The organism is Arthrobacter sp. DMZ02-1R (assembly GCF_057747935.1).
This window is the reverse complement of record NZ_CM173230.1, coordinates 458,825-471,313: the sequence shown is the minus strand read 5'-3', so window position 1 is coordinate 471,313 and position 12,489 is coordinate 458,825. Positions and strand designations below refer to the sequence as shown.

Here is a 12,489-nt window from a genome sequence, read left to right as displayed (position 1 = left end):
GGCTACTCCCCCGGACGCGGCCGCCACACCACAACCGCCTGGGACCGCGCCCGGGGGCGCTGCCCGCGGGCCAGGCTGACGACGTCGCCCGCTGCTCCTGCTGCGAAAATACGGGCCTCCACCTGGCCCCGCCGGCGTTGCAATTCCTCGCTCAGCTCGGCCACGCGGTACTGCAGCGCGGCCACTTGGTTTTCGAGATCGAGGATGCGTTTGATGCCCTCAAGGGATACGCCTTCGTGGGAGAGCCGCTGGACTTCACGCAAGCGGTCGATATCCCGCTGGGAGTAGCGCCGGGACTTGCCCGGCGCACGGCTCGGCGAGACGATGCCGAGACGATCGTACTGGCGCAGGGTCTGCGGGTGCATGTCAGCCAGTGAGGCCGCGACGGAGATGACGAAGATCGGCTGGTTGACGTCGATGCCCATGACTACGTCCCTCCTGTGTGTTGCTGCCGCTACAAGCGGGCCTTGGCGGCCAGGTCGTGGCGCGGATCGGCGTCGGCAGTGGCCGCGGCGAATGCCTTGACGGCCTCCTCGGCCTGTTTGTTAAGGTTCTGCGGGACGGAGACGTCGATCGTCACCAGCAGGTCTCCGGTGCCCTTCGGTGTTTTGACGCCGCGGCCCTTGACCCGAAGCGTGCGGCCGGAAGGCGTGCCGGCCGGGACGCGGACCGTGACACTATCGCCGTCGATCGTTGGCACGTGGATGTTGGAACCCAAGGCGGCCTCCGCGAAGGTGACCGGCACGTGGATGCGGATGTTGTCGCCGTCGCGAATGAAGAAATCGTGGGGCTTGACGTTCACCGTGATGATGAGGTCCCCGTTACCTGCCGCACCCGGATTGCCCTTGCCCCGTTGACGGACCTTCTGCCCATCCCTGATGCCCGCGGGAATCTTGACCTCGATGACGTTGCCGTTGCTTTCGCGCAGGCTCACCGTGGTGCCGTGGATCGAGCCGGCAAAGGAAATCGAGGTGGACGCCGTGCGGTCGCTGCCCTTCTGGGGGGCGCGCTGGAAACCGGTTTGGCCACCGCCAAAACCGCCGCCGAACAGGTCAGCGAACTCGGGAGGGATACCGCCTGCACCGGCTGGCTGACGTGCGCCGCCGCCGAAAAGTCCGCCGAACAGGTCCTCGAAGCCGCCATTGGCCGGCCCGCCGCGTCCCGCACCAGGCGCAAAGCGTGCCCCGCCCATGGCACGAATGGCATCGTACTGCTGACGTTCCTCGGCATCCGAAAGCACCGAATAGGCCTCCGAGATGTCCTTGAACTTCTTCTCCGCAGCAACATCCCCGGAATTGGTATCCGGATGGTACTTCCGCGCAAGTTTGCGGTACGCCTTCTTGATGTCAGCGTCAGAGGCGTCCTTGGCGACACCAAGGATGGCGTAAAAATCCTTCTCAACCCAGTCCTGGCTGGCCACTCGGCTTCTCTCTTTCGTTTCTGTGTTCGGTTGCGCATCGCTGCGCTCATCCCACCTTAGGTGAGTCCCGCGTCAGGCGAGCCAACCGCGTGGGCCGTAGCGGATGAGGGGGCCCGGGAGTGGCATCGGGCCTGCCGAAGCCGGGTGGCCAAGGATCGCAGATCCTAGGCCACCCGGCGAAGGGGCGGGGCCCCCTCATCCGCGAAGGCGCGGTGAGTACAACAGGGGCACGAACCTCAGGCCGGCACTGCCACGATCACTTGGGCCGCACGCAGCACTCGGTCGCCTGAGCGGTAGCCGGAGCGCAGCACTTGGCTGACCGTGTCCACTTCGATGTCCTCGCCCGGCTGCTGGATGAGGGCTTCGTGGATCGTGGGGTCGAATTCGACGCCAGTTTCCGCGATGCGCTCCAGGCCGTACGTCTTCAGCGCGTTCTCCAGCTTGGCGGCGATCGCGGCGAACGGGCCGTCCACGAGGTCGCCGTGCTTGCGGGCGGCGTCGACGTCGTCGAGCACCGGCAGCAGGGAGTTCAGGACGCCGATGACGGCCATTTCCCCTGCGACGGCCCGGTCGCGTTCCACGCGCTTGCGGTAGTTGACGTACTCGGCCTGCAGGCGCAGGAGGTCGTTGCGGAGTTCCGCGGCCTCTGCTTCTGCCGCGGCACCGGGGGCCACCGACTCTTCAGCCGGAACCTCGATGCCGTTGAGGATTTCCTCAGCCTGGGACAGGGCGTCGCCCTCGGCGGCAGCGGCGTTGGATTCAGCTGCCGATCTCTGGGGGTGGCGGGCGGCACCGGTCTCCGGGTCAACCTTGCGGTGGTCCCGGATGACCGGCTTGTGCTGCTCGTTGCCCTCGTTGTTGGAAGGTGAGTGCTCTGCTTCGTTGCCGTGGTGGGGCATGGTTACTTCTTCTTTTCGTCTTCGTCGATGATCTCGGCGTCGACGATGTCCTCGTCGGCAGCCTTGGCACCGGCGTGAGCGCCCTCAGCACCGGCCGCGCTGCTTGCACCATCCGGGGAACCGGCGTGCGAGTAGATCGCTTCGCCGAGCTTCGACTGCGAGTGCTGCAGCTTCTCGAAAGCGGTCTTCACTGCTGCGTCGTCGGTGCCTTCGAGGGCCTTCTTGAGGGCATCGACGTCGGCCTTGACCTCGGTCTTGACCGCTTCAGGCAGCTTGTCGTCGTTTTCGGCGATGAGCTTGTCCACGGAGTAGGCGAGCTGCTCGGCAGTGTTGCGGGTGTCGGTAGCCTCACGGCGTGCCTTGTCCTCGGCTGCGTGCTCCTCGGCTTCACGGACCATGCGGTCGATGTCTTCCTTGGACAGCGCGGTGCCGCCGGTGATGGTCATCGACTGCTCCTTGCCGGTGCCCTTGTCCTTGGCGGAGACGTGGACGATGCCGTTGGCGTCGATGTCGAAGGTGACCTCGATCTGGGGGATGCCGCGGGGAGCCGGGGCAATGCCGGTCAGTTCGAACGTGCCCAGCGGCTTGTTGTCGCGGGTGAATTCACGTTCGCCCTGGAAGACCTGGATGGCCACGGACGGCTGATTGTCGTCAGCGGTGGTGAAGGTCTCGGAACGCTTGGTGGGGATGGCCGTGTTGCGCTCGATCAGGTGCGTCATGACGCCCCCCTTGGTTTCGATACCGAGGGACAGCGGGGTGACGTCGATGAGCAGAACGTCCTTGCGCTCGCCCTTCAGCACACCGGCCTGGAGTGCTGCACCAACGGCAACAACCTCGTCCGGGTTGACGCCCTTGTTAGGCTCCTTGCCGCCTGCGAGTTCCTTGACCAGCTCGTAGACGGCGGGCATACGGGTGGAACCGCCCACCAGCACGATGTGGTCGATGTCGGAGAGCTTGATGCCCGTCTCGGTGATGACGTCGTGGAACGGCTTCTTGGTGCGCTCCAGCAGGTCCTTGGTGAGGTCCTGAAACTTGGCGCGGGTCAGCTGCTCGTCCAGGTGGACCGGGCCGTCGGGGGTGACGGAGAGGTACTGGAGGGAAACGTTGGTGCTGGTCGAGGAAGAGAGTTCCTTCTTGGCCTGCTCCGAGGCTTCGCGGAGGCGCTGCAGGGCGATCTTGTCCTTGGAGAGGTCGATGCCCTTGACCTTGAGCTGGTTCAGCAGGTAGTTGACGACCCGCTGGTCCCAGTCGTCGCCGCCGAGGCGGTTGTCACCGGCAGTGGCGCGGACCTGGATGGTGGAGAAGCCGTCTTCGTCCTTGCCGACTTCAAGCAGGGAAACGTCGAACGTTCCGCCGCCGAGGTCGAAGACCAGGATGAGCTCGTCTTCCTTGCCTTTGTCCAGGCCGTAGGCCAGTGCAGCTGCGGTGGGCTCGTTGACGATGCGCAGGACGTTGAGGCCAGCGATTTCGCCGGCTTCCTTGGTGGCCTGGCGTTCGGCGTCGTTGAAGTAGGCCGGGACGGTGATGACAGCGTCGGTGACCTTTTCGCCGAGGTAGGACTCGGCGTCGTTCTTCAACTTCATGAGGATGCGCGCGGAGATTTCCTGCGGCGTGTACTTCTTGTCGTCAATGGCGACGCTCCAGTCGGTGCCCATGTGGCGCTTGACGGAGGCGATGGTCCGGTCGATGTTGTTGACGGCCTGGCGCTTGGCGATTTCGCCAACCAGGACTTCACCGGACTTGGAGAATGCAACGACCGACGGCGTGGTGCGGCCACCCTCGGCGTTGGCAATGACGGTGGGCTCGCCACCTTCGAGAACAGAGACGACGGAGTTAGTGGTTCCGAGGTCGATACCTACAGCGCGTGACATATGTTGCTTCCTTTCAATGGCCGACGATCGAGATTGCACCCGCTTCCTCAACCCGTTAAGGGTTTGGAGCCGGGGAGCACTCAACATTCGGCTAGTTGAGCGTTCTGCACTCAACTGTACTCAGGCCTCGCTCAAAGTCAATCCAGAGTTGAGTCAACTACGCTCAACCCCGGAGGGCCGACGTCGAACTCGCGGGAACAGTGCCGGTTCGCGTGAGCGCTCCGGCGACTCCGCAGCGTTCCGGCGATGTCGACGGCGGGTGTTCAGTCAGACGTCAGGCGGCGTCGGCTTGTAGACCCAGGCCACGAGCACCACGGAGATGATCATCAGGAGGAACCACGAGACAAGCTTGTCCGGTGACACCAAGTGCCAGCCATCCAACTGGCTCGGATACAGCCAGGCATGAGACCAGGTTGCGATATTTTCGGCAATCCAGATGAAGAGCGCCACCAGTAGGAATGCCACGATCAGCGGCATCCGGAACCGGCGTCGGAACACCCGGAAGTGCATGACGCACCGGCCATAGAGCACGACGACGGCGGCCAGCAGGATCCAGCGGGCATCAACGATGTAGTGGTGCGAAAAGAAGTTCACGTAGATGGCCGCGGCCAGGACCGCGGTGATCCAACGCCTTGGATACCTGGCGAAGCGCAGGTCAAAAACCCGGTAAACCCGCACCATGTAGGAGCCGACCGCCGCGTACATGAAGCCGCTGAAGAGCGGAACAGCGCCGACCCGGAGGACGCCCTCAGCCTCGTAGGACCACGAGCCGACGTCGGTCTTGAACAGTTCCATGACCGTCCCCACCAAGTGGAAGAGCACGATCACCCTGAGCTCGCGCAAGGTTTCCAGCTTCGTAGCCACCATGAGTACCTGGATGACCACGGCGGCGATCGTCAGGAAATCGTTCCGGGCCAGGCCTGCGTCGGCCGGGTACCAAAGGTGCGCCCCGAAGATCACGGCGAGGAGCGAAGCGCCGAAGATGCAAGCCCATGCTTGCTTGAGGCCGAACACGGTGAACTCAGTGAGCCTGGTTCGAAGGCCCTGGGCAGGGGCGGGGCCGAGGAAGCGGCTTGCACTCCCATCGATAAGTTCTTCTACCGCGGTGAGTTCACGCATCGGAGTGCTGCTGGCCCGCCCTCGCCGGGCCCGTGCGATTCTTGGCTGGGCCGAGTTGGCCAAGATAATAGTTCTTCGGCCAATGCCTGACCTTCTCCGGCAACTTGGGATAGGCCATAGCCAAGAGACGCATTGTGCCATCAAAACTGCGCCGTTGCCACGCATTCCAAGGCAGCCCGAAACCCTCCCGAAGCTGCTCGGGCAGCAGTCCCGCGGTGAGCAAACGGGCCAACGGCATGCTCACGCGCAACAAGAGCGGCCCACTCACGGGATACAGGAGTTCGCGGGCAACCCTCAAAGCCGCCGCGTCCGGTTCCAGCTTCCCCAACGATTCTTGCCAGTACCTGGCGAAGGCCGAGCGGTCCTCGGGCCAGACTTCGGAGGGCAGCTGAAGGGCTGTCCCGATCTGCGCGTACTCACGATAGATACGATCGGCGGCGTCGTCGTCGAGCGTTCCGTGGATTTTTTCGTACACGGTGACCGCGGTGTCATAGAGGGTCGCCACCACCCACAACTGGGATTGCGCGTTGAAGGCGTTATACCCCGGGGTGGAATCGTCCGCCGCCCGCCGAACGGGTGCGTGCGCACGGTTCACGGCCCGGCGAACCGCAGCCAATTGCTGCTCGGTGCCATAGACCACGGCATAGACGTACGTCATGGTGGCGCGGAGCCGGTCCAGCGGCCGTTCGGCGAAGTTGCTGTGCTCCGCGACGCCGTGGCCGACCGCCGGATCGGCGATCTGCATCAGGATGGCGCGGCCCGCCCCGGCGAGCAAAACGCCCTCCGCGCCGATGTCAACAAGTCCGCGAGCCATCTAGATACTCTACCGTCGGCGGCTACAACCCCACGATCCCCAGCAGGACCTCCAACTGGTGATCAAACAGTTCCTCCCGGGCCGCGAACGTATCCGCCCCGTATTGGCCGAACACCTCGAAGCTGACCGCGCCGAAGACCGATGTCCACACCAGCACACCCCGGGCCAAGGCCGGCTCAGGAACGGCGAGGCCCAGTTCGGCCCGGATGGCTTGGAGGTCTGCAGCAAGAGCAGGAGGAACGACGACGGCGGGCGCCACGTCCGCGGCCAGGGCACCTGCGCGGTGGGCGGCATCGAAGATTCCCACCATCCGGTAAATCACGCGCGTCCCGGGTTCGGTTGTGCGCTCGGCCGGTGCTTGGTATCCGGGCACCGGGCTGCCGAACAGCAGGGCATAACTGGCGGGTTCGCGCAGGGCCCACTTGCGAACGGCCCGCCCGAGCGCCAGGAACCTTCCGCGGTAGTCATCGTCGGGGAGGGCGTCGACGGCGGCATCCACCTCGTCGCCCAACTCGCCGTAAGCGTCAATCAGGAGAAGGGTCAGAAGTTCGTCCCGGCTCTCCACATAGCGGTACACGGCAGAGGAAACCACGCCGAGATCTCTTGCCACGGCCCGCAGGGACAGACCCGCGGCCCCGTGCAGAGCGAGGTGCTGGCGGCCCAGCCGGATGATGTCCGCCACGGTCTGGGCCCGGGCGCGCGCGCGGGGCGTCGATTGCTTGGCTGCTGCGGCGGGAGCGGGGTTCATGCATCTAGCATGCCACAAATGAGAGCACCGACAACAAATGTGAGCAGTGCTCTTGACATGCAAACGGGAAGGGACCATTCTGAATTCAGAGAGCACTGCTCTCCAATCCAATCCCATCAGAAAGCGAGCACCACCATGTATGTCGTCACTGGAGCAGGCCCCGTCGGATGGACCACTGCCGAGCAGCTCGCGGAGCACGGAGAACAGGTTCGCGTCCTGACTCGCTCCGGCAGCGGCCCGGACCATCCGCTGATCGAGAGGCTCCGCGTGGACGTCTCGAACCCGGCCAAGTTGGCGCAAGCCTTCGACGGCGCCACGGCCGTCTTTCACTGCATCCACGGTTCTGCCTACCGCGCCAAAGCCTGGGCGGCCGAACTTCCTGGAGCGGAGAAAGTGGTGATGGACGCCGCAGCGGCGGCAGGCGCCGTCGTCGTCTTCCCGGAAAGTCCCTACTCGTACAGCGAGCCGGACAAGACCATCACCGAGGGGAGCCCGCGTGAGGCAGCCGGCGGTAAGCGCGGAATCCGGACGGCGCTCTTGAAGGCACGGCAGGCCCACCCGGCCAACACGGTCAGCGTGGTGGCTGGCGATTTCTTCGGGCCACGGGCCCGCCTGGCGCATGCCGGCGAGCGCATGGTCCCACTGGTCCTCAAAGGCAAAACGGTCCAGGTCCTTGGAAACGCCGATCAGCCCCATTCCTTCACCTACGTCCCGGACCTTGCCGCAGCCATGATCGGCGCCGCGCAAAAGCCCGAACTCTGGAACTCAGTGCTGCACGCCCCGACAGGCCCCGCCATGACAATGCGGGAAATCGCGGGAAACTTCGCACGCTCCGCCGGCGTTCCGGAACCGAAGTTAAGTGTGGTCCCGGGTTGGCTGCTCCGGACCCTTGGCTTGTTTTCCACGGACATGCGGGAGCTGGCCGAAATGCTGTACCAGTTCGAGCGGCCGTTCGTCATGGACTCCACCGCGAGCCAGGTCAAACTCGGGCTTGAGCCGACGCCGCTTGCCGACGCCATGGCGGCAACAGTGGCCTGGTGGCGGGATCAGGAACCCGTGGCAGCCCGCTGATGCCTCCCCAAAAGCCGAACCATCGAATGGAGTTATTCCTGAGGTCCCAGTGACTCGCAGGCCACTGCGGGAGTAACGTAGTGCACATCGGCTGTGCTGGCCACTTTCGTGGACTGGGGTGTCACCGTGGGTGTTGTGCGATCATCGTTGACCGAGCTCCTCGGGGTGCTCTCTGACGCCATTTCGCCCGAGCGTGTCCGCTTCGATGACGGCTCCGTGCCACCTACCGGCCAATCCACCGACGCACCTGTAACTGTCCACGCCGTCGCGATGAACAGGGTGGGCCGCTCCCGGCGGGACGGGCCCCTACTGGACCTCGAACTCAAAGTAGCCGTGGAATGCCACGGTCCCACGCAACTGGACAACATGGAGAAGCTCCTGCTTGCCATCGAGCAAAACACCCAGTACTCGGTGGTCTCCAGCGGCGAATTCCAGCCGGACGAATATGATTCCGGTATCCGCCAAGGCCTCGGTTTCCTGATCCGCGTCCCGGTGGGGATACGTCTCGACGAGCCTTTCGGCCCGCCGGTCACTGAACCCCTCGTCGCCACCACCAGCGTGGCGCGCCGGATCCACGGCAGGCTTGTCGACGTCCATAACAAAGGCATCCCCGACGCCTATATCCGCCCGCATTCGTCCGTCACCGCCGTCGTGAGCGATCCCACCGGCCATTTCGAGGTCCTGGCCTCGGCGGACGAACTCCAGCACTTTGTCGTGGCTGTCCGCGGCACTGAACGTGAAGTCTCAGCAGACACGAGCAGCCTGCCGGTCATCATCCGGTGGGAGTGAAAGGGAGCACACCATGGCGAATTACCAGGCGCCGGGAGTGTATGTACAGGAAGTGCCCAGCGGTGCACGCTCGATCGGCCAGGTCAGCACCAGCATTGCCGGTTTTGTAGGAGTTTCCCCGGACCCTTTGGCGTATCCGGATGAAGCAAGGGTTCTGGACAACTGGACCCAGTTCGTGGACCAATACGTGGGCAAATCCGCGCAGGGGACACCCCTGTCCAACGCGGTCTTCGGATTCTTCGCCAACGGCGGCAGCCGCTGTTACGTGGTCAACATCGGTACCGGCGGCAGCCTCACCGGCACTGCCGCAAAGCCCAGCGGAGTGACCCTGTTCGAAGCGATCGACGACATCTCCATGGTGGCCGCCCCCGGATACGCCGACGCCGAAGCGTACGCGGCGCTGCAGGCCCACGTGGAGCATCCCTTGCGGCAGGATCGCATGGCAATCATGGACACTCCAGAGAAAGTGGACGACGTCGGAGCCCTCACCCGGGCGGCGACGTCCGGTGTGCCGGACACGCCAAAGTCCACCGGCGCGAAAGCGGACGACGAAGGCGACCCGGACAAGTCTGACGACCCCAAGACCGGCTCCGACAAGCCGAACGCCGAGCGGGCAACTGGCGAGGACGCGATCGGTGCTCCCCAATCCCCCGGCGGCTACACCGCCCTGTACTTCCCCTGGATTGTCATGATCGATCCAGTATCCGGCAAGAAGGTGACCCAACCGCCGTCGGGCCATGTTGCCGGGGTCTGGGCGCGCGTCGACGCGACTCGCGGTGTCCACAAGGCTCCCGCCAACGAACCCATCCAAGGGGCGCTGGACCTGGTCCGGCGGGTCAGCCGCGGCGAACAGGAAGTGCTGAACCCGGCCGGGGTGAACTGCATCCGCTATTTCCCAGGCGAGGGCATCCGCATCTGGGGTGCCCGGACCAAGGCACCCGAGGCCAGCGAATACCGGTACGTCAACGTCCGCAGGCTGACCAACATGATCAAGGAATCCGTGGCCGACGGAACGCGCTGGGTGGTCTTTGAACCCAACGACCACACGTTGTGGAAGTCCATCCGCCGCGACATCGGCGCATTCCTGACCAATGTGTGGCGGGACGGGGCGCTGTTGGGGACTACTCCTCAACAGGCCTTCTTTGTGAAATGCGACGAAGAAACCAACCCGCCCGAAGTCCGCGATGCCGGGCAGGTTGTCACACTGATCGGCATCGCACCGGTCAAACCTGCCGAATTCGTGATCTTCAAGCTCATGCAATCGGCCGACAACACCAGCGAGACAGAGAGCGCAGGAGCCTGAAATGAGCACGCAGCCAAGCACCCCGGCCCCTGCTGCCCAACCCGGGAACGTCGTGGACCCGTACCGCGCCTACAACTTCAAACTCGTCATCCAAGGCGTGGTCCAGGGACATTTCACCAAGGTTGAAGGCCTCGGGCTGAAAATCGACCGAATCTTGTACCGCTCCGGTGGCGAGAACAGCACAGTCCGCGTTATCCCCGGCCAGGTCGAGTACACCCCGGTGACGCTCCGCTACGGACTCACCGACTCCACCGAAATGCTCCAATGGCTATTCAAGGCCGTGGACGGGCATGTGGAGCGCCGCAACGTCTCCATCGCCATGCTCAACGACGCAGGCTCGGTGGAGGTCCGCCGCTGGAACTTGCTGGGCGCCTGGCCGTGCGACTGGTTCGGAGCCCCGTTGGATGCCCTCGGAAAGGACCTGGCCATCGAATCCCTCAGCATCGCGTACGACCGCCTGGAGCTCGACGATGCCCGCGCTCCCGTGGCTTGATGGGAGGTGGCCCCGGAACCCGTGGCGTCGTTCGGTGGCGCGGCGGCTCCGGGAACTTGCGGAGAGGCTGGAACCGCCGCTGCACCCTGGAGCAGCGCCCGGCTCCCGGAGTGGTGGTCGGCCTGCTGGAGTAGTTGGAATGCCGCGCGGGGTTGGAACCCAGGGCGGGATTGGAGCCCAAGGCGGAGTTGGAACCCAGGGCGGAGTTGGAACCCAGGGCGGAGTTGGAACGGAGGGCGGAGTTGGAACGGAGGGCCCGACGCCGGTACGAAGACTGGACATGTCCGGCGCACCGGAGCATTGGGTACGGTTATTGCGCGACGCCGGCCTGGTCCCATCCACCCCCGACGCTCCTGCAGATATACCCCCCTCTAGCCCCAACGCTCGCTCACATCCGGACATATACGGCCCGAATACCGTCAGGGAAACCGGTAGTCCCGCCTCAAACCTAGACCGCGTCTTTGAGCCCGAGCCGCCGCGGTACACCCGCGAAAATCCAGTCCTCGACGACGGTCCGGCGCCGGGCGCTCTCTCTCCCGCCGACGCCGTGACCGTCTCCGAAGCCCCAACCGCCTTAAAGTCGTCTTTCCTCCCCCGGCTGACGCTGGGCAAACGCCTCCAGAGTGCTCAGGCCGCTAGCTCCCCGCCCGTCCGCGCCCCGAAACCGGCGGCGGCCTCCTTTCCCTCCGTGCGACCGTCCCCGAGCAAGGATTCGGTCGAAACCCTGGCGGCCACCGGTTCTGAGTCCGCATCCCCGGATGCCCCGCAACCGCGCCACCTCCTGAGACTTCACGGGACGCCTTCAGCCAACGCGACAACCCGGCCGGCCCCTGGTCCGGCAACACATCATCCAGGACCCCCAGCCGCGGCCATCGAAACCAGCCCACCGAGCGCAGCCCCGGCTGCCGTAATCAGCGCATCCAACGCAACCGCCCCTCAGCCGCCCGCAACACCACTGCACCGGCCGCCGGAAGCGGCTCCCGCCGTCGTCGTCTTGAATAACACAGAGCATCAAGGCCACCCAAGCGCAACACTGGCACGCACCCCCGCCGCACCTATAGCCGGAAACTGGCCGGAACTGACCCCGCGCCCCGCACCGCAGCCCGCGGGGGAAACATCGGCGGCAGCAGCAGCGATGGCCCGCGCCGCCCGGCTGAACCGCGAACAGTTGGCGATCTGACATGGAACGCGTCGCTTTCCTGATCGAGGACACCGGGGAACACCTTGGCTGCCTGCTCAATCCGGAGACGGTGGTGATGTCACGGACGGCCGGTGTTGAGCCGCGGCGTTCGGCGGGCGGCAAGCTGACGGGAACGGGCCTCGCGGACGATCCCTTGCTCTTCACCGGAGGCGGACACACCGAGCTTCGCCTGGATCTCCTGTTCGACGTCGACCTCGCGCCGGCGTCGCTCCATGTCCAGGACGTACGCCAGATGACGCGGCCCATCTGGGCGCTCGCGGAGAACTCGGCCGAGGTGGAGAGGCAACGCCGGCCGCCGTCGGTCCGGTTCGTGTGGGGGCGCGCATGGAACGTGCCCGGGATCGTGACTGAAGTGGCGGAGCGCTTCGACCGCTTTTCCCCGGATGGCTCCCCCTTGCGCTCGTGGATGCGCATGGTGTTCGTGCGGGTCGGGCAAAGCGCGGACGAGGAAGGGGGCGAGAATTACGAGCTCGCCCAGCGGCTGCCGGCCGTTGATCTAACGGCGCCGCCCGTGGATACGCTCGCGGTGGGCGGCGACGGCAGCACGGACAGGGACGCAACAGCGCCCGACGGCGGCGAACTGCTTCCGGAGGTTCCGCCGGGTGAGTTGGGGCGCCTCAGCCTGGCCGCCTTTGGCACGCCGCTGCTGTGGAAGTTGCTGCTGGAGTACAACAATATCGACGATCCCGCCCACTTCAACGGTCCCCTCGCCGTTCCCCCGGTTGGCGAGGTGCCATGAGGCGCCCCGTGAAGGGCCCAGC

The 12,489-nt window shown here is 65.1% G+C and carries 12 protein-coding genes; 5 read left to right on the top strand and 7 right to left on the bottom strand.

Annotation, left to right across the window (positions count from 1 at the left end; genetic code table 11):
• Positions 1-2: 2 nt before the first annotated feature.
• From AC3ANQ_RS02160 to AC3ANQ_RS02130, 7 genes are all read right to left on the bottom strand, one after another.
• The gene (locus AC3ANQ_RS02160; protein WP_488303593.1) at positions 3-425 is read right to left on the bottom strand and encodes a heat shock protein transcriptional repressor HspR; all 423 of its coding nucleotides are present in this window, start codon (positions 423-425) and stop codon (positions 3-5) included.
• A 29-nt stretch (positions 426-454) separates the two neighbouring features.
• A complete protein-coding gene (locus tag AC3ANQ_RS02155) occupies positions 455-1,420 on the bottom strand; it encodes a DnaJ C-terminal domain-containing protein (RefSeq protein WP_488303592.1) in 966 nt (321 codons plus the stop codon).
• Between the two features lie 236 nt (positions 1,421-1,656).
• Positions 1,657-2,319, bottom strand: a complete 663-nt coding sequence (locus AC3ANQ_RS02150) for a nucleotide exchange factor GrpE (RefSeq protein ID WP_488303591.1) — start codon at positions 2,317-2,319, stop codon at positions 1,657-1,659.
• Positions 2,320-2,321: 2 nt separating this feature from the next.
• On the bottom strand, positions 2,322-4,190 hold the full coding sequence (dnaK, locus tag AC3ANQ_RS02145) for a molecular chaperone DnaK (protein ID WP_488303590.1): 1,869 nt from the start codon (positions 4,188-4,190) through the stop codon (positions 2,322-2,324).
• Positions 4,191-4,457: 267 nt separating this feature from the next.
• Positions 4,458-5,309 (bottom strand): DUF817 domain-containing protein, encoded by an 852-nt coding sequence (locus tag AC3ANQ_RS02140; RefSeq protein ID WP_488303589.1) that lies wholly within the window; start codon positions 5,307-5,309, stop codon positions 4,458-4,460.
• Entirely contained in the window at positions 5,302-6,123 is an 822-nt protein-coding gene (locus AC3ANQ_RS02135; RefSeq protein WP_488303588.1) for an oxygenase MpaB family protein, read from the bottom strand. The genes AC3ANQ_RS02140 and AC3ANQ_RS02135 overlap by 8 nt, the downstream gene beginning before the upstream one ends.
• A 22-nt stretch (positions 6,124-6,145) precedes the next feature.
• The gene (locus tag AC3ANQ_RS02130) at positions 6,146-6,871 is read right to left on the bottom strand and encodes a TetR/AcrR family transcriptional regulator (protein ID WP_488303587.1); all 726 of its coding nucleotides are present in this window, start codon (positions 6,869-6,871) and stop codon (positions 6,146-6,148) included.
• A 135-nt stretch (positions 6,872-7,006) separates the two neighbouring features.
• Between AC3ANQ_RS02130 and AC3ANQ_RS02125 the strand changes: the two genes are divergently transcribed.
• The 5 genes from AC3ANQ_RS02125 to AC3ANQ_RS02105 all read left to right on the top strand — a co-directional run bounded on the left by AC3ANQ_RS02125 (position 7,007) and on the right by AC3ANQ_RS02105 (position 12,467).
• On the top strand, positions 7,007-7,942 hold the full coding sequence (locus AC3ANQ_RS02125) for an NAD-dependent epimerase/dehydratase family protein (RefSeq protein ID WP_488303586.1): 936 nt from the start codon (positions 7,007-7,009) through the stop codon (positions 7,940-7,942).
• A 93-nt stretch (positions 7,943-8,035) separates the two neighbouring features.
• Positions 8,036-8,731 carry a hypothetical protein gene (locus tag AC3ANQ_RS02120; protein WP_488303585.1) on the top strand — a complete coding sequence of 232 codons (696 nt, stop codon included), beginning with the start codon at positions 8,036-8,038 and terminating at the stop codon, positions 8,729-8,731.
• 13 nt (positions 8,732-8,744) lie between these two features.
• A complete protein-coding gene (locus tag AC3ANQ_RS02115; protein WP_488303584.1) occupies positions 8,745-10,034 on the top strand; it encodes a phage tail sheath family protein in 1,290 nt (429 codons plus the stop codon).
• A 1-nt stretch (position 10,035) separates the two neighbouring features.
• Complete coding sequence (locus AC3ANQ_RS02110; protein ID WP_268020181.1) at positions 10,036-10,527, top strand: phage tail protein; 492 nt, start codon at positions 10,036-10,038, stop codon at positions 10,525-10,527.
• Between the two features lie 1,181 nt (positions 10,528-11,708).
• Positions 11,709-12,467, top strand: coding sequence for a CIS tube protein (locus tag AC3ANQ_RS02105; protein ID WP_488303583.1), 759 nt, complete (start codon positions 11,709-11,711; stop codon positions 12,465-12,467).
• The last annotated feature ends 22 nt before the right edge of the window (positions 12,468-12,489 follow it).

Excerpts from the sequence above, each read along its gene's own strand:
- AC3ANQ_RS02160 (WP_488303593.1), bottom strand. The coding sequence starts at position 425 with ATGGGCATCGACGTCAACCAGCCGATCTTCGTCATCTCCGTCGCGGCC.
- AC3ANQ_RS02150 (WP_488303591.1), bottom strand. The coding sequence starts at position 2,319 with ATGCCCCACCACGGCAACGAAGCAGAGCACTCACCTTCCAACAACGAG.
- dnaK (WP_488303590.1), bottom strand. The coding sequence starts at position 4,190 with ATGTCACGCGCTGTAGGTATCGACCTCGGAACCACTAACTCCGTCGTC.
- AC3ANQ_RS02140 (WP_488303589.1), bottom strand. The coding sequence starts at position 5,309 with ATGCGTGAACTCACCGCGGTAGAAGAACTTATCGATGGGAGTGCAAGC.
- AC3ANQ_RS02135 (WP_488303588.1), bottom strand. The coding sequence starts at position 6,123 with ATGGCTCGCGGACTTGTTGACATCGGCGCGGAGGGCGTTTTGCTCGCC.
- AC3ANQ_RS02130 (WP_488303587.1), bottom strand. The coding sequence starts at position 6,871 with ATGAACCCCGCTCCCGCCGCAGCAGCCAAGCAATCGACGCCCCGCGCG.
- AC3ANQ_RS02125 (WP_488303586.1), top strand. The coding sequence starts at position 7,007 with ATGTATGTCGTCACTGGAGCAGGCCCCGTCGGATGGACCACTGCCGAG.
- AC3ANQ_RS02115 (WP_488303584.1), top strand. The coding sequence starts at position 8,745 with ATGGCGAATTACCAGGCGCCGGGAGTGTATGTACAGGAAGTGCCCAGC.
- AC3ANQ_RS02110 (WP_268020181.1), top strand. The coding sequence starts at position 10,036 with ATGAGCACGCAGCCAAGCACCCCGGCCCCTGCTGCCCAACCCGGGAAC.
- AC3ANQ_RS02105 (WP_488303583.1), top strand. The coding sequence starts at position 11,709 with ATGGAACGCGTCGCTTTCCTGATCGAGGACACCGGGGAACACCTTGGC.